The following is a 24,078-nucleotide window of genomic DNA, read 5'->3' as shown; positions in this document are numbered from 1 at the left end:
ACTAACGGTAGTACTTTGCCAAATCGGCAATCATCTTATATACTCAACTCATGGAGGGATTTTAAAATGACAAAAGAACAAATCTTAGTAGACGTACAAGAAGCAATCGCAGAAAAATTAGGAAAAGAACAAAGTGAAATCACACTTGATAAATCGTTCAAAGATGACCTCGGTGCTGACTCTCTCGAAGTCATGGAACTCGTCATGGACTTAGAAGACAAGTTCGAAATCACGATCGAAGATGAGCAAGCAGAAAACTTGAAGACTGTCGGCGATGTCGTCAACTACATCGAAACACAAGTCTGATCATTGAAGCTGACCCACCGCAATTTGCGGTGGGCTTTAGCTGTTTAGGAGGAACTATGACGAATCAAAAAGGACGTCGTGTCCGAAAAGGACCCTATGTAAAACGACGCAAGGATGCTCGGACGCTCGCTCAAATCGAGCAGAAATTCGAAGCGTTACAAGAGCGCCTGAATATCACGTTTTCTAATGTCGAGCTATTAAAACAAGCCTTCACGCACTCTTCGTTCGTCAATGAACAACGCGAGTCTGAAGGGGATAACGAACGCCTAGAATTTTTAGGGGACGCGGTCTTAGAGTTGACGGTGTCACGCTATCTATTCGAACACTACCCGGAACGTTCCGAGGGGGAATTAACGAAATTGCGAGCGGCAATCGTCTGTGAACCGTCACTCGTCCAATTTGCGAATCACTATCAGTTTTCCGATATGATTCTGTTAGGTAAGGGGGAAGAACTGACCGGTGGTCGGAATCGTCCAGCCTTACTTGCGGATGTCTTCGAATCCTTCATTGGCGCCTTGTATCTTGACCAAGGCATCGAAGCAGCCGAACGATTCCTCGCCGAAGCGGTTTTTCCGAAAGTGGCGACAGGCTTTTTTGAAGAACAGACAGATTTCAAGAGTCAATTACAGGAAGCGATTCAACGTGTCGGCTTAGGTGTCATCGAGTATGAAATCATCGAGGAGCGCGGTCCGGCGCATAGTCGGGAATTCATCTCGCGTGTCCAAGTCGCGGATGAGCTGGAAGGGATCGGGACAGGCCGATCGAAAAAAGAGGCAGAACAACAGGCGGCAAAACAAGCCTTACTTGAATTAAAGAAACAGTTTTAAGCAACAAAAGGCCGACCATCTCTCGAATGCGTGAGAGATGATCGGCCTTTATCGTGTGAAGTTCGCTTGATTAGACAGTCTTGAGGGATTTCAGTTCGTCGACGATCGCATCGACCTCTGCAAGTGATAACGAGTCGCGCATCATGACGAACTCATAAATCTCTTTTAAGTCCTCGTTTTTTGAGCCATCGAACTGTTCTGCTTTAATGACCCCTTTGTTGATGATGTTCAATTTATCTAAGATTGCTTCAATCATTTGTTCAATCGTCATCGTGTTATTCGCTCCTCTTCTTCTTGTTTTGCGTGATACTACCTTAAAACCTATCATGTTGCTAGCGTTTCGGCTATGGTAAACTGAAAGAAATTCAAAAGAAATTTAAACATACGGGTGATCAAGATGTACTTAAAACGAATTGAAATCAATGGCTTCAAATCATTTGCCAGTCGAACTGAATTAGAATTCCTTCCGGGTGTCACGGCAGTCGTCGGACCGAACGGAAGTGGGAAATCAAATATATCGGACGCTGTCCGTTGGGTGCTCGGAGAACAATCTGCGAAGTCACTGCGCGGGGCGAAGATGGAAGACGTCATTTTTGCCGGCAGTCTGTCTGAACACCGGAAACAATTTGCCGAGGTGACGCTCATCTTAGACAACGAGTCGGGAACGGTTGCGTTGCCGTATCAGGAAATCAGTGTCACGCGGCGTGTCAGCCGCAACGGAGACAGCGATTATTTTTTAAATAAAAAACCATGTCGCCTGAAGGATGTCCTTGATCTGTTCATGGACACAGGCTTGTCGCGTGATGCTTTTGCAATCATCGGACAAGGGCGAGTTGAACAAGTCATCTCCGGTAAACCGGAAGAACGCCGTGCTGTCATCGAGGAAGCAGCAGGCGTCTTGAAGTATCGTCATCGCAAGAAGCAAGCCGAGCGGAAATTAAGTGATACGGAAGCGAATCTATCGCGTGTCGATGATATTTTATATGAACTTGGCGGACGAATCGAGCCGTTACGTGAACAAGCGGCGCTCGCGAAAGAGTATCTCGTCGCTCGAGAACGGCATGATGTCCTCGAACGTGGTATCTTGGCGCATGAAATCACGACGTATCAGACGGAGCTCGAAACACTAGCGCGTGACATCGCACAATGTGAAGAACGCCTTGCGTCTCAAAAGACGACTTACGAAGAGACCGTCGTGTCCCGAGAGAATCAAGAATCGACGCTCGAAGAAGAACGACAACAAGAAAACGCGTTGCAGGAGCAACTTCGACATGTCTCGACGCGACTTGTTGAGATCCAAGGTGCCCTTAACCTAGCGAAAGAGCGTGAAAAACACGGGACCGAGACGAAAGAGCGACTCGAACAAGAGGTTGCTGTCGTCGAAGAACGCGTCAAGGAACTGGAACTCGAACTGACCGCTTTACAGGAACGCCAAGCAGAAGTCGATCAGGAAGCAAAACGGATCACGGCTGAACGGGAAAGAGCCGATCAAGCGCTGACACAAACCGATCGTGATTTTGATAAGGAAGCCGAAGTATTACGTTCGGAAGCCTTTGAAGTGGCGAGTCGATTAGCTGCGACGAATAATGCCTATAATCGGGCGAAGCAAGATCTCATGCAGGCAGAAGAACAACAACGTTCATTTACGGCGGACAGCGGTACGAAACAATCGACGCGTCGTCAACTCGAGGAAGACGTAGCTCGTCTAGAGGCGGAAGTCGCTTCGATCCGGACGAAGTTGGACCAAGCAACGGAAGAAGAGACGACGGCACTTGCAGCACGAAATGAACAACAACATGCGTTACGACAAGTCGAACAGTCCGTTGCGGATTTAGAGCGACGTCGGCATAAGACGGAAGACCGGATTGAATTCCTTGAATCCGTCAAAGCCGACTATAGCGGTTATTTCGGTGCCGTGAAGACGATTTTAAAACAACGAGATCAGCACCCAGGTATCCACGGAGCGGTCGCGGAGTTGATTTCGGTTCCGGCGCGGTTTGAAGCGGCAATCGAGACAGCGCTTGGTGGGGCAATGCAAAACATCGTCGTTGATACCGATGCGACAGGACGTCGTCTGATCCAGGAGCTTCGGCGATTAAATGCCGGTCGAGCAACGTTCATGCCGCTCGCCTCACTCCAAGCACGCGAAGTCAATCGTTCAGTACGAGAACAAGTCGGTGGAATGTCTGGGTTCGTCGGGATTGCAAGTGATCTCGTGACGACAGACGAGACGTTGACGAAATTAAAGATGAACTTGCTCGGTACGACACTCGTCGTCGAGTCACTTGAACAGGCGAACCAAATCGCCCGTTCGACGGGACATCGCTATCGTCTCGTCACGCTCGAAGGAGATGTCGTCAACGTCGGCGGTACGATGACCGGCGGAAGTCGGAAAAAAGGCACACCATTGTTCAGTCAATCGCGCGAACTTGACGAGTTAAAAGAGGGACTGACGCGTGGACAAGCGGTCATTCGGGAGCAGATGCGCCGCTTGGAAGATCTGAGAGCGGCGATCCAGACTCTTGATGCTACGGCTCGGACACGGACAGAAACGATTCAAACATTACAAGGGCAACTCGAACAATCGCGCGATACGTTAGCAGATGCGAACCGTCATCTCGCTGTCATGACGTCTGAATTGTCGGTTGAAGATCGACAGATGGCACGTTTACTCGAACAAGAACAGGAAGCACGTCAGATCATCGAGACGTCGGAAGTCGAGATCGCAAAATGGACGGAGCGTCAAACGGAGCTCAGACAAGCCTTAGATCGTCTTAAGGATGCGCAAGCCCGTGGTGCCGTCACGATGGACGAACTGAAGAAGGAACAAGCAGAAGCAGTTCTCGAAGAGCGGACGATTCAAATGAAACAAGCGCAACTTTCGCAAGAGATCGAACGCCTGACGGAACAGGTCAGTCACGCAAAGCTTGAACGTGGTCATAAACGCCGTGACTTGCGTCATGTCCTCGAAGGATTCGACGAAGCGAAAATCGATGCCTTGCATGCGGAACAGCGCGAACAGGAACAGGAACAACAACGGGTCGAGACCGAACTCGTCGCGATCGGGCAACGGATTCAAGTACAAGCAGAATCCCTGCGCTTGATCCGGATCCGCGAAGCGAAGACGAAGGACGATCAACAAACGACGAAACAGGCACTCGAGCAGCTACGACTCTCGCAAGGGAAAACGAGCACGCGTCTTGAGACAAGACAAGAAATGCTGGAAGAGATGGGATTACTGCTCGAACTGATTGCACCACTTGATCTATCGTATGAAGAGGCAAAAGAGGAAATTCATCTGCTCAAACGCCAACTCGAAGAAATCGGCATCGTCAACATCGGTGCGATTGAGGAATTCGCAGAGGTCGATGAACGGTTTACGTTCCTATCCGCGCAACGGGATGATCTCGTCGCTGCTAAAACCGATCTCTATGGCGTCATCGAAGAGATGGACCGAGAAGTCATTCGATTGTTCCGTCAAACATATGATGCTGTCCGAGAACACTTCCGGGAAACATTCCGCGAGTTATTTGGGGGCGGTGAAGCCGATCTAGTCCTCGTTGACCCGAGTGATCTGTTGACGAGTGGAATTGATATCGTTGCCAAACCGCCTGGTAAGAAGCTGCAGAATTTGTCGCTCTTGTCCGGTGGAGAGCGTGCCTTGACAGCAATCGCCTTATTATTTGCGATTCTAAAGACACGTCCTGTCCCGTTCTGTGTCCTCGATGAGGTCGAGGCGGCGCTTGACGAAGCGAACGTCGCGCGATTCGGCGAGTTCGTCCATCAGCTAGCACGCGAGACACAGTTCGTCATCATCACCCATCGGAAAGGAACGATGGAGGCGGCAGATGTCCTTTACGGCGTCACGATGCAGCAAAACGGGATATCTGAAGTGTTATCCGTTAAACTAGAAGAGGCACGACGTACATTAAGTGAAGAACCAAAGGAGATTAAACGATGAGTTTCTTTAAAAAACTGAAAGACCGCTTGACGACTTCGACACAAGAAGTCACGACTAAATTTACGGAAGGCTTGACGAAGACACGCGACGGATTAGCGAGTGCCGTCAATGATCTCGTCTACCGCTTCCGTGAAGTCGATGAAGACTTTTTTGAAGAGTTAGAAGAAGTGTTGATCCAAGCAGACGTCGGTGTGACGACGACGATGGATTTGGTCGAAGAATTAAAGACAGAAGTCAAACGACGTAACGTCAAGGATCCAAAACAAGTCCGGGATGTCCTCGTTGAAGTCGTCGCGAACATGTTAGTCGAAGAAGAAGAGACAGCCCTTGATCTTGATCATGAGCTGAATGTCATCCTCTTCGTTGGTGTCAACGGGGTCGGTAAGACGACAACGATCGGGAAACTTGCGAACCGATTAAAACAAGAAGGTAAGAGCGTCATGTTAGCAGCGGGAGATACGTTCCGGGCTGGTGCGATCGATCAACTGCAAGTCTGGGGCGAACGCTCCGGTGTACCGGTCATCCGCCAAGGCGAAGGCTCCGATCCGGCTGCTGTCGTTTATGACGCCGTCCAAGCAGCAAAAGCACGTAAGGTCGACGTCCTGATTTGTGATACGGCGGGACGCCTACAAAACAAGGTCAATTTGATGAACGAGCTCGAAAAGGTCAAACGCGTCATTGAACGTGAGATTCCAGGCGCACCCCATGAAGTGTTACTAGCACTTGACGCAACAACAGGGCAAAACGCGATGGTGCAAGCAAAAGCCTTCAAACAAGCGACGAACGTTAGCGGAATCGTTTTAACGAAACTTGACGGCACAGCAAAAGGTGGGATTGTTCTTGCGATCAAGAACGAGCTGAATCTACCGGTGAAGTTCGTGGGTCTCGGTGAAAAAATCGATGATTTACAACCATTTGACGCAGAACAATTCGTATATGGACTGTTCGGCGATGTCTTTGAAGAAAAAGAAAACGTCGACACGGAAGAAAGCGCGGAATAAGCGACGTTTCATGTAAAGAAAAAAACTTGACAACACACTGTGAGGGCTGTACTATACTATCTGTAAAGGAATTTCACTTAACATTGCGGAGGTGCTCGAATGACACTTGATAAAACGAACCGGATGAATTATCTGATTGACTTTTATCAGGAGCTTTTGACGCCAAAACAACGGAATTACATGTCACTCTATTACTTAGATGACTTTTCCTTAGGTGAGATCGCCGATGAGTTTGAAGTCAGCCGACAAGCAGTCTACGACAACATAAAACGCACGGAAGCCATGCTCGAGCAGTATGAAGAACGACTATCGCTGTTCAAGAAACACGAACGGCGAAAGCAGTTACTCGATCAGCTGAAGCAATGCGACCTTCCGGGTGAAGCCCTAGTGATCATTGAGACATTGGAGCAATTAGAGTAGGAGGCATTCTTAATGGCATTCGAAGGATTATCGGAACGGCTTCAAGCCAGTCTCGCTAAAATGCGAGGTAAAGGTAAGATTTCTGAAGCAGACGTCAAAGAGATGATGCGCGAAGTTCGCTTAGCGCTACTCGAAGCCGACGTCAACTTCAAGGTCGTCAAACAATTCGTAAATGATGTAAAGAAACGCGCCGTCGGACAGGATGTCATGACGTCTTTGACGCCAGGACAACAAGTCGTCAAAATCGTCCACGATGAATTGACGAATCTGATGGGTGCAGAAGTGTCACCATTGACGCTTGCGAACCGTCCTCCGACCGTCATCATGATGACGGGTCTGCAAGGGGCAGGTAAAACAACGACAACGGGTAAACTTGCCAATCATTTACGTAAAAAACATAATCGTAGTCCTTTGCTTGTTGCGGCGGATATTTATCGTCCGGCAGCAATCAAACAATTAGAGACACTCGGAAAACAATTGGAGTTACCGGTCTTCTCGATGGGAGATCAGGTTAGTCCACAAGAAATCGTTACCGGTGCACTCGATTATGCAAAAGAGCATCATCACGATATCGTGTTGATCGATACGGCAGGTCGCTTACACGTCGATGAGGAACTGATGCAGGAACTCGTTGATGTTAAGGAGATCGCCAAACCGCATGAAATCTTCCTTGTCGTCGATTCGATGACGGGTCAGGATGCCGTCAACGTCGCAGAGAGCTTCAATGAGAAGCTTGGCGTAACGGGAGTCGTTCTGACGAAGCTCGACGGAGATACGCGAGGTGGTGCAGCACTCTCCATCAAGGCAGTCACCGGAGCACCGATTAAGTTCGTCGGTCTTGGAGAGAAGCTCGATGCCATCGAACCATTCTATCCCGAGCGGATGGCGTCACGGATTCTAGGCATGGGAGACATGCTGACACTGATTGAAAAAGCAGAGTCACAAATGGACGCTACGCGTGCCAAAGAGTTAGAAAGCAAAATGCGCGATGCATCGTTTACATTCGATGATTTCATCGAGCAGTTGCAGCAAGTGAAACAGATGGGTCCACTCGACGAACTGTTGGGAATGATCCCTGGGGCAGGTAAAGGGAAGATGAAGGGGTTGAAAAACGCCCAAATCGATGAGAAGCAACTCGTGTATGTCGAAGCGATCATCCAATCGATGACGAAACGAGAGCGGACTGAACCTGAAATCTTGAATGCGAGCCGTCGGAAGCGGATTGCCCGTGGTAGCGGACGCAGTATCCAAGAAGTCAACCGCCTCATTAAACAGTTCGAAGATATGCGGAAAATGATGAAACAATTTTCCGGACAGATGGGCAAAGGGAAAAAGAAAGGCTTTGGCCTTCCATTCTTTTAAAAGTCTTTTCTCTTTTGCTGTAACGTTGTATACTAATGAAGTTGTCAATTTGACTAAACGAAAAAATCATTTATTATTTGGAGGGACTTACGAATGGCAGTTAAAATTCGTCTTAAGCGCATGGGCGCAAAAAAATCACCTTTCTACCGTGTGGTAGTAGCAGACTCACGTGCACCACGTGATGGTCGTTTCATCGAGCAAATCGGATACTACAATCCAGTTGCTAAACCAGAAGCAGAAGTTAAAATCAACGAAGAGCTAGCTCTTAAATGGCTCTCTGAAGGTGCTAAACCTTCGGACACAGTTCGTAACCTCTTCTCACAAGCTGGTATCATGGAGAAATTCCACAACGCGAAACTCGCGAAGTAAGACGTTAGGAGGTGAGCGAAAGCTTACCTCCTTTTTTTAATTCAAGAAAGGAAGTGAAACGAATGGAATGGTTGGAAATTGCGAAAATCGCCAACACGCACGGTCTAAAAGGGGAATTGAAGTTACTTGCAAGCACGGATTTCCCGGAAGAACGCTTTAAGGTCGGAAAAGAAGTCTTTCTCGGCTCTGAAGGCACGTATACACCGGTAACGATCAGTGGCTACCGAAAGCATAAACAATTCATCATGGTGACGTTCAAAGGGATGCATCATATCAATGACGTCGAGAAGTACAAAGGATTGAAACTCTATGTCCATGCAGAAGACTTACAGGACTTAGACGAGCATGAATTTTACTATCATGAGATCATCGGTTGTTCGGTTTATGACGGTGAGACGAAAATCGGAGTCGTATCCGACATTCTCGAAACGGGCGCAAATGACGTCTGGACGATCAAACGCGACGGAAAAAAAGATGTCCTGATTCCGTATATCGAGCAGGTCGTCGCTTCCGTCGACGTCGAACAGAAACGCATTCAGATCACGCCGCTTCCGGGACTGATCGAGGAATGAACATCCGTGTATTGACGCTGTTTCCAGAGATGTTTTCAGCGCTTGATCATTCGATCGTCAAGCGAGCGCAAGACGATCAACACGTCATACTCGAAACCATCAATTTTCGAGACTTTTCAACGAATCGACATGGTAAGGTCGATGATTATCCGTATGGCGGAGGAGCCGGCATGCTGTTGACACCTCAACCCGTCTTCGATGCGATGGCAAGTCTACCGGAACGAAAACGACGAATCATCGTCATGACACCGACCGGTAAACGGTTTTCGCAACGAATGGCGGAAGAATGGGCAAACGAAGAAGAACTCGTCTTCTTATGTGGTCACTATGAGGGGTTTGATCAACGAATCCATGATCAGTTGGTGACGGATGAGGTCTCGCTCGGAGACTTCGTCTTGACGGGAGGAGAACTCGCTGCGATGACGATGATCGACGCCGTCGTACGCCTCTTACCGGACGTCCTCGGTGCTTCTGCGAGTCACGAAGATGATTCGTTCTCGACGGGACTTCTTGAATACCCGCACTATACGCGTCCAGCAGAATATAAAGGGTACAGAGTACCCGATGTCTTGTTATCAGGCAACCATGCCCGGATTGAAAAATGGCGACGGGAACAGTCGCTGAAGCGGACATATGAGCGGCGCCCTGATCTTCTCGTGGACGCATCGTTAACGGAAGAAGACCAGCGTTATTTAGACTCGATTTCAGGATTGTCAAACGACTGAATCTATGATAAGTTAAAACATGTGGCAAAAGCCACCCATTAACGATGTTCCGCTGTCGGATGCTTGAAGCAAATGAAGATAAGAACATTGGTGAAAAAAGGAGAAATCATTCATGAACACACAACAATTGTTCCGTGAACTTACACAAGAACAAATCAAGTCAGACGTCCCTGCGTTCCGTCCTGGGGATACAGTCCGTGTACACGTTAAAGTCGTCGAGGGTACGCGTGAGCGTATTCAGCTCTTCGAAGGCGTAGTCATCAAACGTCACGGTGGCGGCATCAGTGAAACATTCACAGTCCGTAAAATTTCTTACGGAGTTGGCGTTGAGCGTGCTTTCCCGCTCCACTCACCACGTGTTGCACAAATCGAAGTCGTTCGCTACGGTAAAGTCCGTCGTGCGAAACTTTACTACCTCCGTAACCTTCGTGGTAAAGCGGCGCGTATTAAAGAAATTCGTCGTTAATCATGTGAAAAAGTGGCTTGTCTCCGGACAAGCTTCTTTTTTTTGCAGTTTATGCGTATACTAGTCCTTAGGAAGAAATTGCGTTAATCAAGGGAGTGGAATTCGTGAAGGAGTTATTCAGTTGGGTAAAGGCGCTCGTCGTAGCGCTCGTCATCGCGTTCATCATTCGAACGTTTCTGTTCGTACCCGTCATCGTTGATGGGGAATCGATGATGCCAACCTTACACAATGCGGATCGAATGATCGTCAATAAGGTCCCATACTATTTTAATGAACCAGAAAGAGGCGATATCGTCGTCTTCCATGCAACGGAAACACGAGACTATATCAAACGGGTCATCGCTGTTCCTGGAGATACGATGTATTACAAAGACGATACATTGTATGTCAACGATAAGAAGGTCGCCGAACCGTATTTGAAAGAATACAAAGCCCAGATGAGTGGTGTGCCATTGACGGAAGACTTCACGCTTGAAGAGCGAACAGGAGAGACGACTGTTCCAAAAGGAAAAGTATTCGTCATGGGAGATAATCGTCAAAATTCAAAAGATAGTCGTGATATCGGTTTCGTGGATGAAGATCAAATCGTCGGAACGACGAACTTCGTCTTCTATCCATTCAATGATGTACGCTCTGTCGATTAAAACGAAAGAAGATGAGACGCTTACCGTTAAAAGTAAGCACCTCATCTTCTTTTCTTGTCTGAAGTTGCGTATACTAGGGAGTGGATGTTTTTCGTGTATCGTATGATCAGCAAGAAGTCCAGGAATATATGAACGAGGTGAAGGATATGACGATTCAATGGTTCCCCGGTCACATGGCCAAAGCACGTCGGGAAGTCACAGAAAAATTAAAGTTGATTGATGTTGTCATCGAACTCGTCGATGCACGTCTTCCGATGTCGAGCCGTAATCCAATGGTCGAGCAGATCACAGCAGGTAAGCCGCGACTGATCGTCCTCAATAAGGCAGACATGGCGGATAAACGATTGACAGAACAATGGATGAACGCATTACGAGCAGATGGTGTCGATGTCGTCGCGGTTGACGCGAAGCATAACAAAGGATTGAATCAAATCCATGAAGGTGCGTTACGTTTAATGAAAGAAAAGCATGCACGGATGCGAGAAAAAGGTCGGAATCCGAGTGCAATCCGTGCCTTGATCATCGGTATTCCAAACGTTGGGAAATCGACGCTCATCAATCGTCTCGCTGGTCGGAACATCGCAATCACCGGTGACCGTCCGGGTGTGACGAAACGCCAGCAATGGATCAAGATGAAGACAGGTGAGATGGAATTACTCGATACACCAGGTATCCTTTGGCCGAAGTTCGATGATCAAGTCGTTGGCTATCGTCTAGCCGCTACCGGTGCCATCAAGGATGATATCTTAAACATCGACGATATTGCGCTATTTGCTCTTCGTGAGCTAAAGACGCGGTATCCGGAGCAGTTACGTGAGCGTTATCGACTCGACGAAGTATCCGGAGAGGCGGTTGATGTACTCGAAGCAATCGGTAAAAAACGTGGATTCGTCTCAGGTGGGTATGTCGATTTCGAGCGGACGAGCGAAATGCTTCTGCATGAGCTACGGACGGAAAAGCTAGGTCGAGTGACGCTTGAAACGGTTGAAGAGTGGGAAACGCATGCATAACAGACTTGGACATCTTTTGATGTCCAAGTTTTTTTCAAAGGAGCAGGATGTATGAAGATAGCAGAATTGAAACAGCGATTACACCAGGCAACACTAGAAGAATTTATTCAATTGAAGCAGGAACTTGTGACAGATGCGCGAAAAGGGGTGCATACACTGTTTCGTCAGACAGAACGACGATTCGCGCTCGAAGAGCAGCAACGCATCGATTTCAAGGAACGGCTCACATTTGAAGACGAGTATCGTCAGCAAGGGTACGTGCGAATTGCAGGAGTTGACGAAGTCGGACGAGGTCCACTAGCTGGTCCTGTCGTCGCAGCAGCGGTCATCTTACCAGACGGTTTCTATCATCCTGGACTAACAGATTCGAAACAGATGAGTAAAGTACAGCGGCAAGCGGCACTCAAGCATCTACAAGAAGTGGCTGAGATTGCGATTGGGATCATCGAACCGGCTGAAATTGACGAAATCAACATCTATCAAGCGTCGAAACAGGCGATGCAAAATGCTGTCCGTCAATTGCAACCGGATGCCTTACTCGTTGATGCGATGACACTCGAAGGGGATACACCACAACAGTCTCTCATCAAAGGAGATGCACGGAGTGTCTCAATTGCTGCTGCAAGTGTCGTTGCGAAAGAGACACGAGATGCGATGATGGAACAATACGCAATCGAGTATCCGGGATATGGATTTGAAACACACGCAGGTTACGGAACACCCATACATTTACAAGCGCTCGATACACTGGGCGTCACACCGATTCACCGGAAAACATTCCGTCCTGTCAAAGAACGTCTTTAGGAGGAATCGAGCATGCAAATCGAACATCGTGCCTTACTTCCATTTAAAATCATCGATCATGCGAACCTACCGTTACGGGAAGGAGCAAACATCGTCGGTAAAGTATTGAAGCTGTTGCCGGACGGATTGATGGAACTCCAAGTCGGTCAACGCGTCTTGACGGCAGGGACGACGGCTGAATTAAAAGAAGGGAACATGTATCGCTTTCAAGTCGTTTCAGCAGAGGGACAACCGGTTTTAAAAATCATCTCGACCGAGTCTGTTCCGCAAAAGTCGGCTCTCCCCCAGTTACTCGACTCCTTTTTACAACGCCAGACGGTACCGACTGCGGAAACACGGGAACTCCTAAGGCAAATTGGTCAACCGGTGACGGAAGGAGAAGCGAAGCAGTTAAAACACGCCCTTACCGAACTCGTTCAACTGGCAAAGGGTGACGAGACAGGTCGAACGCTTGATCGAAAGACGAGTGATCAGATTTTAGCGCAACAACTCGTCCAAGCAACGAACGAAGCAGGGAAAGGAGTCTATTTATTTCAATTATCTCAATTTGGACCATTCGAAGATGTTGATCTCATGATGGAAGCACCGTTCGAACGGACGTTTGATCCAAATCATGCCCGCGTCGTCTTATATCTTCAATTACCGACGCTCGGTGAGGTCGCTGTTGACGTCTTGATTGCAGACCGAAACGTCTCGATTTCTGTATTTCATCCAAATGCGCACGTCGATACGTTCTTGCAAGCCTATACGCCTCAGATTCAAGCACGACTCGAGGAACAGGGCTATGCGTTGACACGATTCGATTGGGTCGAACAGGTGAAAGAGCGTGTACCGCATGACATCTCGACGCGCAACGGAAGGGTGGATCTTCATATATGAAAAAAGCGATTGCCTTATCTTACGAAGAACAGATGCATGCCCCAAAAGTCGTTGCTAAGGGATCGGAACATATCGCGGAACGGATTTTAGAAGAGGCATTAAAACATGATATTCCGATCCGGCAGGACGAAACGTTGATGACGTTACTAGATGCTGTTCAAGTATCAGAACAGATTCCGGAAGAATTATACGGTGTCATCGCTGAGTTATTCGCCTTTTTATATCGTCTCGATCAAGATGAACTTCTGAAAAAATAAAGCTTTCGGTCGATAACGATAGACAGCGCTTCCAATTTTAACTACAATGAAAGAGCCGAAACTAAAGGGGTTAAGGGGGATTTTTTCATGAATGTACATGAGTATCAGGCAAAAGAATTACTTCGTTCGTACGGTGTACCCGTACCAAACGGAATCGCAGCCTTCACCGTCGAAGAGGCGGTCGATGCATCAGAACAATTGTCAGGCCCGATTAAAGTCGTCAAAGCTCAAATTCACGCGGGGGGACGCGGTAAAGCAGGTGGCGTCAAGCTTGCGAAATCGCAAGAAGAAGTGAAGGAATATGCGACGGAGTTACTCGGCAAAACGCTCGTCACGCACCAAACAGGTCCAGAAGGAAAAGTCGTTCAACGTCTTCTCGTCGAAGAAGGTTGTGCGATTGACAAAGAATACTATCTTGGAATCGTACTTGATCGTGTGACAGGCCGTGTCGTCATCATGGGATCAAGCGAAGGTGGTATGGACATCGAAGAGGTGGCGGAAGCGACACCAGAAAAAATCATCAAAGAAGTCGTCGATCCTGCAGTTGGTCTTCAAGGATTCCAAGCGCGTAAACTTGCGTTCGCAATGGGTGTTCCTGTGAAGCTCGTCAACAAGTTCGTTGGTATGGTCACGAAACTCTACAACTTCTTCGTCGACAAGGATTGTTCGATCGCAGAAATCAACCCACTCGTTACGACGAAAGATGGCGAAGTCCTCGCACTCGATGCGAAGTTGAACTTCGACTCAAATGCATTGTATCGTCATGCGGACATCGTGGCGTTACGTGATGAAACAGAAGAAGATCCACGCGAAGTCGAAGCATCAAAGAGTGATTTGAACTACATCGCGCTCGATGGAAACATCGGTTGCCTCGTCAATGGTGCTGGTCTTGCCATGGCAACGATGGATATCATCAAACACTTCAGTGGTGATCCTGCGAACTTCCTCGATGTCGGTGGTGGTGCGACAAAAGAGAAAGTTACAGAAGCCTTTAAACTGATCTTGTCGGATGAGAACGTCAAAGGGATTTTCGTCAACATCTTCGGTGGAATCATGAAATGTGACGTCATCGCAGAAGGTATCGTTGCGGCGACAAAAGAAGTCGGTCTCGAATTGCCACTCGTCGTTCGTCTTGAAGGGACGAACGTTGATGCAGGGAAACAAATTCTCAAAGATTCAGGTCTAGCGATTACAGCAGCTACATCAATGGCAGACGGCGCAGAAAAAATCGCTGCGCTCGTGAAGTAAGGGGGAGCTAAAGATGAGTATTTGGGTGAACGAATCGACGAAAGTCATTATTCAAGGGATTACTGGTAACCAAGGGATGTTCCACGGTGAACAGATGATCGACTACGGCACAAACCTCGTAGGCGGTGTCACACCAGGAAAAGGCGGTACGGAAGTACTCGGTGGTGTTCCTGTCTTTGATACGGTCGCACAAGCGGTCGAAAAAACGGGAGCGAACGCATCGATCATCTACGTTCCACCAGCATTCGCAGCGGATGCAATCATGGAAGCAGCAGATGCGAACATCGCGCTGATCATCTGTATCACGGAAGGTATTCCAGTTCTTGATATGGTCAAAGTAAAACGTTACCTCGAAGGCAAACCAGTTCGTCTCATCGGACCGAACTGCCCGGGCGTCATCACTCCAGGTGTCGCGAAACTTGGTATCATGCCAGGATATATCCATACACCAGGTCATGTCGGTATCGTCTCACGTTCTGGGACTTTGACATATGAAGCTGTCCATCAATTGACGACTGCTGGTATCGGTCAATCGACAGCTGTTGGTATCGGGGGCGACCCGGTCAATGGAACGGACTTCATCGATACGCTCAAAGCATTCAACGAAGATCCAGAAACAAAAGCCGTCATCATGTTAGGGGAAATCGGTGGAACAGCTGAAGAAGAAGCGGCTGAGTGGGTCAAAGCGAACATGACGAAACCAGTCATTGGTTTCATCGGTGGTCAAACAGCTCCTGCCGGCAAACGGATGGGTCACGCAGGTGCGATCATCTCTGGCGGTAAAGGAACAGCTGCTGAAAAAATCAAGACACTCCGTGCAAACGGAATCGAAGTGGCAGAAACACCAGCTGTCATTGGTGAGACGTTAATCCGTGTCATCAAAGAAGCAGGGATCTATGACGAGTGCGTAACGAACAGCACAGTCAAATAAATCAAAAAAAGAAGCTGTCCTGATCAAATCAGGACGGCTTTCTTCTATATAAATAAGAAGCTTAAATAAGGAGCGCTGATCTCATGAAACGTGAACTGTATGTCCGCTTCGCCATGTGTCAGGTACCGTACACGATCGTCCGATTGATTGAGCAATTCGGAATCGTTCCAAGTCATGAATTACCCGTTTCGACGCGTCTTCGAAAACGGTATGAACAAGCATTACAGCTTGATTGGATCGAAGAGTCGATTCTAGTCAAAGGAGATCCACTGTTTCCGACTGTGTTACTGACGATCCCTCAACCGGTCTATGCCCTCTTTTACCGCGGTGATCCGTCCCGCCTAACACTTCCACGCGTCAGTATCATCGGTAGTCGAACCCCCTCACCGCAACACCTTTCCCGCATGCGTTTCCTGCAACCTTTCTTTCATCCAGATCTCGCCACCGTTTCCGGAGGTGCCTATGGTATCGATGCCCTCGTCCATCGTCTATCCTTAAAACATCAGCAGACAACGATCGCGGTTCTTGCTGGCGGACTTGATCGCCTATATCCTACTTCCCATGCTACTCTTTTTGAACGTATCTTCTCACACGGTCTTCTTCTCTCCGAATATCCACCCGGAACTCCTATTCAAAAATTTCAATTTCTAGAACGGAATCGAATCATTGCTGGATTGTCTTCATCATTGATCATCGTCGAAGCGGCGAAACGAAGCGGTACGATGAATACTGCCAGTCACGCGCTTGACCAAGGAAAAGATGTCTATTGTTTGCCGGGTTGTCCCACGGAATCGTTCTTTTCCGGAACGAATCAATTGATCGCAGAAGGAGCGATTCCACTCCTTGATCCGGAAGAAGTTTCAAAAAGTATTCGGCTGAACGTTGACAAATGGGAATCGAGACTACTATGATAAGTGAGATTAAAATACGAGTACGCCTCTAATAGGGAGCGATTGCAATGGCAAAATATCTAGTAATCGTCGAGTCACCCGCTAAGGCAAAAACCATTAAACGTTATCTCGGATCCAACTATACCGTGAAAGCGTCGATGGGGCACGTCATTGACTTGCCGAAAAGCCAAATGGGAGTCGACGTCGAACATGACTATGAACCGAAATATATCACGATTCGTGGTAAAGGTCCGGTCTTAAAAGAACTCAAGACAGCTGCGAAAAAAGCACAAAAAATCTATCTCGCAGCCGACCCCGACCGTGAAGGGGAAGCGATCGCATGGCATTTAGCTAAAGCATTAGGCGTTGATGAATCAACGGAGTGCCGCGTCGTCTTCAATGAAATCACGAAAGATGCCATCAAGGATTCGTTCAAGCGACCACGCAAGCTCAACTATGATCTTGTCGATGCACAGCAAGCCCGTCGTATCTTGGACCGCCTTGTTGGTTACAGCATGAGTCCGTTATTATGGAAGAAGATTAAAAAAGGGTTATCTGCGGGACGCGTTCAATCCGTTGCCGTCAAGATGATCATTGATCGGGAACAAGAAATCAACGCGTTCATGCCTGAAGAATACTGGACGATCAAACTCGAACTCGATGCAAACGGTGAAAAGCTCGAAGCGAACTTCTATGGAGTCGATGGCAAGAAGCGTGAACTTCATTCGCAAGGAGAAGTCGATCAAATCTTGAATCAACTCTCGGAAGACTTCACAGTTGATTCCGTCACGAAAAAAGAGCGGAAACGGAATCCGGCGTTACCGTTTACGACGAGTTCTTTGCAACAGGAAGCAGCACGTAAGCTGAACTTCCGAGCGAAGAAGACGATGATGATCGCACAACAGCTATACGAAGGAATCGAGATTGGAAAAGAAGGTACAGTCGGTTTGATCACGTATATGCGTACCGATTCGACACGGACGTCAGATTCGGCGAACCTCGAAGCACACGGGTTCATTGAACAGGCGTACGGTAAAGAATACATCGCAAGCGAGAAACGTAAAGAAAAGAAATCAGCGAACTCACAAGATGCACACGAAGCGGTTCGTCCGACTTCGACGATGCGCGAGCCACAACTCGTCAAATCATATTTATCGCGTGATCAGTTCCGCTTATATAAACTAATTTGGGAACGGTTCGTCGCAAGTCAGATGGCGCCAGCGATTCTCGATACCGTCAAGATCGATCTCGTCTCGAACGACGTCACTTTCCGTGCCAACGGGTCGACCGTTAAATTCCCAGGCTTCATGAAGGTCTACATCGAAGATACGGACGATGAGGCGGTTTCAGACGTCAAGGAAGGATTACTTCCTCCACTCGCTGAAGGGGAAGAGTTAAAACAATCAGCAATCGAACCGAAACAACACTTCACACAACCACCGCCACGTTATACGGAAGCACGTCTTGTCCGGGCGATGGAAGAGCTCGGTATCGGTCGTCCGTCGACGTATGCGCCGACACTCGATACGATTCAAAAACGAGGTTACGTGACGCTTGAAGAGAAGAAATTCTTACCAACGGAACTTGGTGAACTCGTCATCGATATGATCAGCGACTATTTCCAAGAGTTCATCACTGTCCAGTTCACGGCAGACATGGAAGCTTTACTTGATGCGATCGAAAAAGGTGACATGCAGTGGACGGAAGTCGTCGATCCAATCTATAAGTCCTTTGCAAAGCGTCTGACACGAGCAGAAGCAGAAATCGAGAAGATTGAAATCAAAGATGAACCGGCTGGAGAAGATTGTGAAGTCTGTGGTCATCCGATGGTCATCAAGATGGGACGTTATGGCAAGTTCATGGCGTGCTCGAACTTCCCAGAGTGTCGTAACACAAAACCGATCCAAGTCGAGATCGGTGTGAAGTGTCCGACATGTGGAACGGGCGACATCGTCGAACGTCGTAGTAAAAAAGGACGTTTGTTCTACGGTTGTTCGAACTATCCGGAATGTGAGTTCGTCTCATGGGATAAACCGGTCGAAGAACCATGTCCGGTATGTAGCAGTATGATGGTACAAAAGAAAATCAAGAACGGTGTGAAAGTAGAATGTACATCTTGTGGACATCATGAAACACGCATCGATCAGGAGCAAGAGGAGGAATGACCGTTGAAACGTGTAACGGTAATCGGCGCGGGACTTGCAGGTTCTGAAGCAGCATGGCAACTTGCAAAACGCGGCGTACAAGTAGACTTATATGAAATGCGGCCTGTCAAGCAGACACCCGCGCACCATACAGACCAATTCGCTGAACTCGTCTGTTCGAACTCACTTCGAGCGAACCAGTTAACGAACGCAGTCGGTGTTTTAAAGGAAGAGATGCGTCAGCTCGATTCCTTGATCATGAAAGCAGCAGACTTAGCGAGCGTTCCAGCAGGTGGAGCACTTGCTGTCGATCGGCACGACTTCGCAGGATATGTGACGGAAACGTTGAAAAACCATCCGAACGTTACAGTCCATCATGAAGAAATCGAAGCGATTCCAGATGGTCCGACGATCGTCGCGACGGGTCCGTTGACGAGTGCGGCATTATCGGAATCACTTAAACAATTCACAGGTGAAGATTATCTATACTTCTTCGATGCAGCGGCACCGATTCTCGATGGAGACACAATCGATCGTGAGAAGGTTTATCTGAAATCACGATATGATAAAGGCGAAGCTGCCTACTTGAATTGTCCAATGACGGAAGAAGAATTCCAGCTCTTCTATGATGAGCTGATCAATGCGGAAGTTGTTCCACTGAAGGAATTTGAAAAAGAGATTTACTTCGAGGGCTGTATGCCATTTGAAGTTCTCGCTTCTCGCGGACCGAAAACACTCTTGTTCGGACCAATGAAGCCAGTCGGACTGGAAGATCCGAAGACAGGCAAACGACCATATGCTGTCGTTCAATTGCGTCAGGATAACTCAGCTGGAACATTGTTCAACCTTGTCGGCTTCCAGACACATTTGAAATGGGGCGAACAAAAGCGGATCATTCGCTTGATTCCTGGTCTTGAGAATGCAGAAATCGTCCGTTATGGTGTCATGCACCGTAACACGTTCGTCAACTCACCGAATTTGTTGAAACCAACGTATCAGACACGTACACGTGACGACTTGTTCTTTGCTGGTCAAATGACAGGTGTCGAAGGGTACGTCGAGTCAGCAGCGTCCGGCTTAACGGCAGGAATCAACGCGGCACGTCTCGTCAATGAGGCGGAACCGGTTACGTTCCCGCAGGAAACGATGATGGGTGCGATGTCGCACTATATCACGACGACGGAAGGGAAGAACTTCCAGCCAATGAATGCCAACTTCGGATTGGTACCAGCACTCGTTGGTCATCCGGTTCGGATGAAAAAACCTGAGAAGTATGCGCTCTACGCAGAGCGAGCACTTGAAGCAATCAAAGATTTCACGGATATGTGATTTTTGATGGGGAGAAAGGCGTGATTCAGCGCTCTTTCTCCCCATTTCTTAATTTGTCATAAAAGCGCGATAATTTCGTTAATTTTTCGGTTTTTGGTCTATTGTCAGACTACTTGGTCTGTGCTATGCTAAGGGCGATTCGAGAATGAAATGGTCAGAAGGGGGCGCATTCATGGGGATAGACACTGCTTTTGAGCGACTGCTAGAAGATTTTATGCGGTATGTTCATATTGAACGTCAATTATCTCCGAATACTGGTCGCTCTTATGATCAAACACTTCGACAATACGCCGCTTTTTGCCGCGATCATCAGTTACGATCGATTGAATTGGCAAGTGCACGGCGTTATTTGTATGCTCTTTACGATCAGGAGCTGGCGCGGGCGACGATTGCACAAAAAGTTTCCTGCCTCAAACAATTTGGTCGTTTTTTGACACGTGACACCGATGAGCCTAATCCATTCGATGGATTAAAAGCACCAAAACGACAACAAGGACTTCCGACATTCCTCGTCCCAACGGAATATGAACGTTTCCTCGATGCCTTTCGATCGAGTGATACGCTTGGCAACCGGAATGTGGCGTTAGTAGAACTTTTATATGCGACGGGTATGCGGGTCAGCGAGGTCGTTCAACTGGATCTTCGTGATCTCGCGACGGATCACTCCTACGTCCATGTGTATGGAAAAGGTGGGAAGGAACGCATCGCACCAATAGGAACCTTTGCTAAAGATGCATTAGAACTGTACTTACCATCACGAGATCCAGTCGCAGGTCATGAGCAAGCGTTATTCTTGTCTCATTCTGGGCGTCGATTGACGACGGATGCGATTCGGAAAATCATGAAAAAAGGGGAACAACTTGTTGGGAAACATGTGACACCACATGCGCTTCGTCATAGTTTCGCGACAGATTTACTGGAAAGAGGAGCCGATTTGCGAGCAGTCCAAGAGTTACTTGGACACGCATCGCTGTCGACGACCGGTCAGTACACACACGTAACGACGGAACGATTAAGACATGTTTATCAACAAGCACATCCTCGTGCCTAAGGGAGGAAACATTGATGTTTCATGCAACGACGATTTTTGCGATTCAACATAACGGACAATCCGCGATGAGCGGAGACGGACAGGTGACTTTCGGAAACCAAGTCATCATGAAGAAAAGTGCGAAAAAAGTACGGCGCCTCTATGGTGGAAAAGTCATTGCCGGATTTGCTGGAAGTGTCGCGGACGCGTTTACACTCTTTGAAAAATTCGAAGCGAAGCTTGAAATGTATAACGGTAACTTACAACGGGCAGCAGTTGAGCTAGCGAAGGAATGGCGAGGCGATAAGATGCTACGTCAACTAGAAGCACTCTTACTCGTCATGGATGGAACACATCTCTTACTTGTATCCGGAAACGGGGAAGTCATCGAACCGGATGATGGCATTCTCGCAATCGGTTCAGGTGGCAATTATGCGCTTGCAGCAGGTCGCGCGTTAGCTCGACACGCAAGTCATCTCACGGCAGAGGAAATCGCCCGCGCAGCTCTTGAGACGGCTGGTGAACTCTGTGTCTTTACGAACGATCAAATCATCCTAGAAACGATCGGAGGCAATGACCATGCATGAATTGACGCCAAGACAAATCGTCGAGAAGTTGAATGAACATGTCATCGGACAAGCAGATGCTAAACGTGCGGTGGCGATTGCTTTACGAAATCGTTATCGTCGACAGTTACTCGATGCATCGATGCGGGACGAAGTCACACCGAAGAACATTCTGATGATCGGACCTACCGGTGTCGGAAAGACTGAAATTGCGCGACGCCTCGCGAAACTCGTCCGGGCGCCGTTCGTCAAGATTGAAGCAACGAAGTTCACGGAAGTAGGGTACGTCGGTCGTGATGTGGAGTCAATGGTGCGGGATCTCGTGGAAGCGTCTCTGCGTCTTGTCAAAGATGAGAAAAAAGAAGCGCTCAAGGATCGAGCGGAAGCAGTGGCGAACGAACGAATCGTTGATGCGTTGTCTGGTAAAAAAGCGTCATCTGGTCTCGGTGGTGGAACGAATCCGTTTGAGATGTTGTTCGGCGGGAACCAAAAGCAACAAGAGCCGGATACATCGGAAGCGACAGCCGACCGTTCACTACTTCGCCAGCAATTACTGACGGGGCAACTCGAGGATCGAATGATCGAAGTGGATGTCGAAGAACGTCAAGTGGATTTATTCTCTGGGCAACAAGGTATGGAGGGGCTTGCGAATCTTCAGGATATGCTCGGACAAGTCATGCCGAAGAAAACGAAGAAGCGTCAACTCACAGTCAAGGAAGCGCGTCCGATTTTAACAGCGGAAGAAGCGGAACGGTTGCTTGACTTGAACGAAGTCCATGACGAAGCGGTCCGTCGCGCAGAACAAATGGGGATCATCTTCGTCGATGAGATCGATAAGATTGCGACAAAAGGACATGATTCAGCAGGTGTTTCACGAGAGGGTGTTCAGCGGGACATCTTACCGATCGTTGAAGGATCAACGATCGTTACGAAATATGGTCCAGTCAAGACGGATCATATCTTGTTCATTGCTGCAGGTGCGTTCCATATGGCGAAACCATCTGATCTGATTCCTGAACTCCAAGGTCGTTTTCCGATCCGTGTCGAACTCGATAGTTTGACAGAAGATGACTTTGTTAAGATTTTAACTGAACCGAATCAAGCATTACTCAAACAATATAAAGCATTATTAGGGGCAGAGCATGTTCATGTCACCTTTACAGAAGAAGCCATTCGTGAAATCGCACGGATTGCTGCACAAGTGAACGATGAGACGGATAATATCGGAGCGCGGCGCTTGTATACGATCATGGAGCGCGTGCTCGAGGAATTATCTTTCGAAGCAGCAGACATGCCGGAAACGGATGTGACGATCACGCCACAATACGTGACGGATCGAGTTGGAAAAGTAGCAGATGATCGTGACTTAAGTCAGTTCATCTTATAAAGTGGAGGAAGAAAAAATGAATTTATTGGCGAAAACGCGGAAGCTGAATACGATGTTACAACAGGAAGCGAGCACACATGTTGATTTCAAGGTCATGGCTGACCGTCTCAGTGAAGTCATGGAATCAAACACATTCATCGTAAGTCGGCGCGGTAAGTTACTGGGTATCGCAATCAAGCAACAAATCGAAAATGACCGGGTCCGTGGTTTCTTAGAAGAACGTCAATTCCCGGAAGATTACACGAAAAAATTATTTAACGTCACGGAAACGACGGCAAACATTGCCATCGATAGCGAACATACGGCATTCCCGGTCGACAACCGTGACACGTTCGAAACGTCGAAGACGACGATCGTACCGATCATCGGTGGTGGAGAACGCCTTGGGACGCTTGTCCTCGGTCGTATGGTGGAAGACTTCAACGAAGAAGACCTCGTGCTGGCAGAGTATGGTGCGACAGTCGTCGGGATGGAGATCCTTCGTGAAAAGGCTCATGAGGCGGAAGATAAAGCACGGAAGAAAGCTGTCGTTCAGATGGCGATCAATTCACTGTCTTATTCGGAACTCGAAGCGATTGAGCATATCTTCGAAGAGCTTGAAGGAAATGAAGGGTTACTCGTCGCTTCAAAGATTGCGGATCGTGTCGGTATTACTCGTTCCGTCATCGTCAATGCGCTTCGTAAGCTCGAAAGTGCAGGAGTCATCGAGTCACGTTCGCTCGGGATGAAGGGAACATACATCAAAATCTTAAACGATAATTTCCTATATGAATTAGAACGAATTAAATCGAACTAAAAAGGGAATTGCTGCTTATAGAAAAAAGACCTAGTTAAGCACTAGGTCTTTTTTGTTTGACTAGGTATTATTTATCATTTTTATAAGAAAAGGGAATAAAAAACAGATTATTAACATCTCATTACCCTATTTTTCAAAAAACTTCTTTTCAAAC

Annotated in this window: 25 protein-coding genes; 24 read left to right on the top strand and 1 reads right to left on the bottom strand. The window is 47.9% G+C overall.

Translation table 11 applies throughout. From position 1 onward, the window contains the following. Positions 1–66: 66 nt before the first annotated feature. Positions 67–306, top strand: coding sequence for an acyl carrier protein (acpP, locus tag B3G15_RS08955; protein WP_029342095.1), 240 nt, complete (start codon positions 67–69; stop codon positions 304–306). 56 nt (positions 307–362) lie between these two features. Then, a complete protein-coding gene (gene rnc / locus B3G15_RS08950; protein WP_023468747.1) occupies positions 363–1,133 on the top strand; it encodes a ribonuclease III in 771 nt (256 codons plus the stop codon). Positions 1,134–1,203: 70 nt separating this feature from the next. Here the strand turns inward: rnc and B3G15_RS08945 are convergent, their stop codons facing one another. Then, positions 1,204–1,404, bottom strand: coding sequence for a DUF1128 family protein (locus B3G15_RS08945; protein WP_023468746.1), 201 nt, complete (start codon positions 1,402–1,404; stop codon positions 1,204–1,206). A gap of 126 nt (positions 1,405–1,530) precedes the next feature. Here B3G15_RS08945 and smc point away from each other — a divergent pair, with 126 nt between their 5' ends. The 22 genes from smc to codY all read left to right on the top strand — a co-directional run bounded on the left by smc (position 1,531) and on the right by codY (position 23,924). Next, positions 1,531–5,094 carry a chromosome segregation protein SMC gene (gene smc, locus B3G15_RS08940; RefSeq protein WP_290720139.1) on the top strand — a complete coding sequence of 1,188 codons (3,564 nt, stop codon included), beginning with the start codon at positions 1,531–1,533 and terminating at the stop codon, positions 5,092–5,094. After that, on the top strand, positions 5,091–6,095 hold the full coding sequence (gene ftsY / locus B3G15_RS08935; RefSeq protein WP_023468744.1) for a signal recognition particle-docking protein FtsY: 1,005 nt from the start codon (positions 5,091–5,093) through the stop codon (positions 6,093–6,095). The genes smc and ftsY overlap by 4 nt, the downstream gene beginning before the upstream one ends. A 99-nt stretch (positions 6,096–6,194) precedes the next feature. Continuing rightward, on the top strand, positions 6,195–6,515 hold the full coding sequence (locus tag B3G15_RS08930) for a putative DNA-binding protein (protein ID WP_023468743.1): 321 nt from the start codon (positions 6,195–6,197) through the stop codon (positions 6,513–6,515). A gap of 12 nt (positions 6,516–6,527) precedes the next feature. Next, the gene (ffh, locus tag B3G15_RS08925) at positions 6,528–7,877 is read left to right on the top strand and encodes a signal recognition particle protein (RefSeq protein ID WP_214859778.1); all 1,350 of its coding nucleotides are present in this window, start codon (positions 6,528–6,530) and stop codon (positions 7,875–7,877) included. 93 nt (positions 7,878–7,970) lie between these two features. Further along, positions 7,971–8,246, top strand: a complete 276-nt coding sequence (gene rpsP, locus B3G15_RS08920; protein ID WP_023468741.1) for a 30S ribosomal protein S16 — start codon at positions 7,971–7,973, stop codon at positions 8,244–8,246. Positions 8,247–8,308: 62 nt separating this feature from the next. After that, the gene (gene rimM, locus B3G15_RS08915) at positions 8,309–8,818 is read left to right on the top strand and encodes a ribosome maturation factor RimM (RefSeq protein WP_214859780.1); all 510 of its coding nucleotides are present in this window, start codon (positions 8,309–8,311) and stop codon (positions 8,816–8,818) included. After that, a complete protein-coding gene (gene trmD, locus B3G15_RS08910; RefSeq protein ID WP_075642542.1) occupies positions 8,815–9,543 on the top strand; it encodes a tRNA (guanosine(37)-N1)-methyltransferase TrmD in 729 nt (242 codons plus the stop codon). Before rimM ends, trmD begins: the two co-directional genes overlap by 4 nt. Before the next feature lie 112 nt (positions 9,544–9,655). Further along, entirely contained in the window at positions 9,656–10,009 is a 354-nt protein-coding gene (gene rplS / locus B3G15_RS08905; RefSeq protein ID WP_023468738.1) for a 50S ribosomal protein L19, read from the top strand. 104 nt (positions 10,010–10,113) lie between these two features. Next, the gene (gene lepB / locus B3G15_RS08900; protein ID WP_064299642.1) at positions 10,114–10,653 is read left to right on the top strand and encodes a signal peptidase I; all 540 of its coding nucleotides are present in this window, start codon (positions 10,114–10,116) and stop codon (positions 10,651–10,653) included. 146 nt (positions 10,654–10,799) lie between these two features. After that, positions 10,800–11,663 (top strand): ribosome biogenesis GTPase YlqF, encoded by an 864-nt coding sequence (gene ylqF / locus B3G15_RS08895; protein ID WP_214723623.1) that lies wholly within the window; start codon positions 10,800–10,802, stop codon positions 11,661–11,663. A 51-nt stretch (positions 11,664–11,714) separates the two neighbouring features. Beyond that, complete coding sequence (locus B3G15_RS08890; protein ID WP_214859782.1) at positions 11,715–12,467, top strand: ribonuclease HII; 753 nt, start codon at positions 11,715–11,717, stop codon at positions 12,465–12,467. 12 nt (positions 12,468–12,479) lie between these two features. Continuing rightward, positions 12,480–13,346, top strand: coding sequence for a flagellar hook-length control protein FliK (locus B3G15_RS08885; protein ID WP_290720107.1), 867 nt, complete (start codon positions 12,480–12,482; stop codon positions 13,344–13,346). After that, complete coding sequence (locus B3G15_RS08880) at positions 13,343–13,603, top strand: EscU/YscU/HrcU family type III secretion system export apparatus switch protein (RefSeq protein ID WP_214723618.1); 261 nt, start codon at positions 13,343–13,345, stop codon at positions 13,601–13,603. Before B3G15_RS08885 ends, B3G15_RS08880 begins: the two co-directional genes overlap by 4 nt. 87 nt (positions 13,604–13,690) lie before the next feature. After that, positions 13,691–14,851 carry an ADP-forming succinate--CoA ligase subunit beta gene (gene sucC / locus B3G15_RS08875; protein ID WP_023468732.1) on the top strand — a complete coding sequence of 387 codons (1,161 nt, stop codon included), beginning with the start codon at positions 13,691–13,693 and terminating at the stop codon, positions 14,849–14,851. A 13-nt stretch (positions 14,852–14,864) separates the two neighbouring features. Continuing rightward, positions 14,865–15,782: a succinate--CoA ligase subunit alpha gene (gene sucD / locus B3G15_RS08870; protein WP_023468731.1), complete on the top strand. Its 918-nt coding sequence runs from the start codon at positions 14,865–14,867 to the stop codon at positions 15,780–15,782. Positions 15,783–15,865: 83 nt separating this feature from the next. After that, positions 15,866–16,693: a DNA-processing protein DprA gene (gene dprA, locus B3G15_RS08865; protein ID WP_064299646.1), complete on the top strand. Its 828-nt coding sequence runs from the start codon at positions 15,866–15,868 to the stop codon at positions 16,691–16,693. Positions 16,694–16,740: 47 nt separating this feature from the next. Beyond that, on the top strand, positions 16,741–18,837 hold the full coding sequence (topA, locus tag B3G15_RS08860; RefSeq protein WP_214859794.1) for a type I DNA topoisomerase: 2,097 nt from the start codon (positions 16,741–16,743) through the stop codon (positions 18,835–18,837). Between the two features lie 3 nt (positions 18,838–18,840). Beyond that, the gene (gene trmFO, locus B3G15_RS08855) at positions 18,841–20,145 is read left to right on the top strand and encodes an FADH(2)-oxidizing methylenetetrahydrofolate--tRNA-(uracil(54)-C(5))-methyltransferase TrmFO (RefSeq protein WP_023468729.1); all 1,305 of its coding nucleotides are present in this window, start codon (positions 18,841–18,843) and stop codon (positions 20,143–20,145) included. 145 nt (positions 20,146–20,290) lie between these two features. Beyond that, positions 20,291–21,196, top strand: a complete 906-nt coding sequence (locus tag B3G15_RS08850) for a tyrosine recombinase XerC (protein ID WP_231496840.1) — start codon at positions 20,291–20,293, stop codon at positions 21,194–21,196. A gap of 14 nt (positions 21,197–21,210) precedes the next feature. After that, positions 21,211–21,762, top strand: coding sequence for an ATP-dependent protease subunit HslV (gene hslV / locus B3G15_RS08845; RefSeq protein ID WP_023468727.1), 552 nt, complete (start codon positions 21,211–21,213; stop codon positions 21,760–21,762). Continuing rightward, the gene (hslU, locus tag B3G15_RS08840; protein WP_035406964.1) at positions 21,755–23,128 is read left to right on the top strand and encodes an ATP-dependent protease ATPase subunit HslU; all 1,374 of its coding nucleotides are present in this window, start codon (positions 21,755–21,757) and stop codon (positions 23,126–23,128) included. The genes hslV and hslU overlap by 8 nt, the downstream gene beginning before the upstream one ends. A gap of 16 nt (positions 23,129–23,144) precedes the next feature. Continuing rightward, positions 23,145–23,924 carry a GTP-sensing pleiotropic transcriptional regulator CodY gene (codY, locus tag B3G15_RS08835; protein WP_023468725.1) on the top strand — a complete coding sequence of 260 codons (780 nt, stop codon included), beginning with the start codon at positions 23,145–23,147 and terminating at the stop codon, positions 23,922–23,924. Positions 23,925–24,078: the final 154 nt, after the last annotated feature.

Origin of the sequence: Exiguobacterium sp. UBA1053 (assembly GCF_002316465.1) — a bacterium.
In the GTDB taxonomy this organism is placed as follows: Bacteria; Bacillota; Bacilli; order Exiguobacteriales; family Exiguobacteriaceae; genus Exiguobacterium_A; species Exiguobacterium_A abrahamii.
Note: the sequence above shows the minus strand (reverse complement) of the source record. Positions and strands in the feature narration are given on the sequence as shown.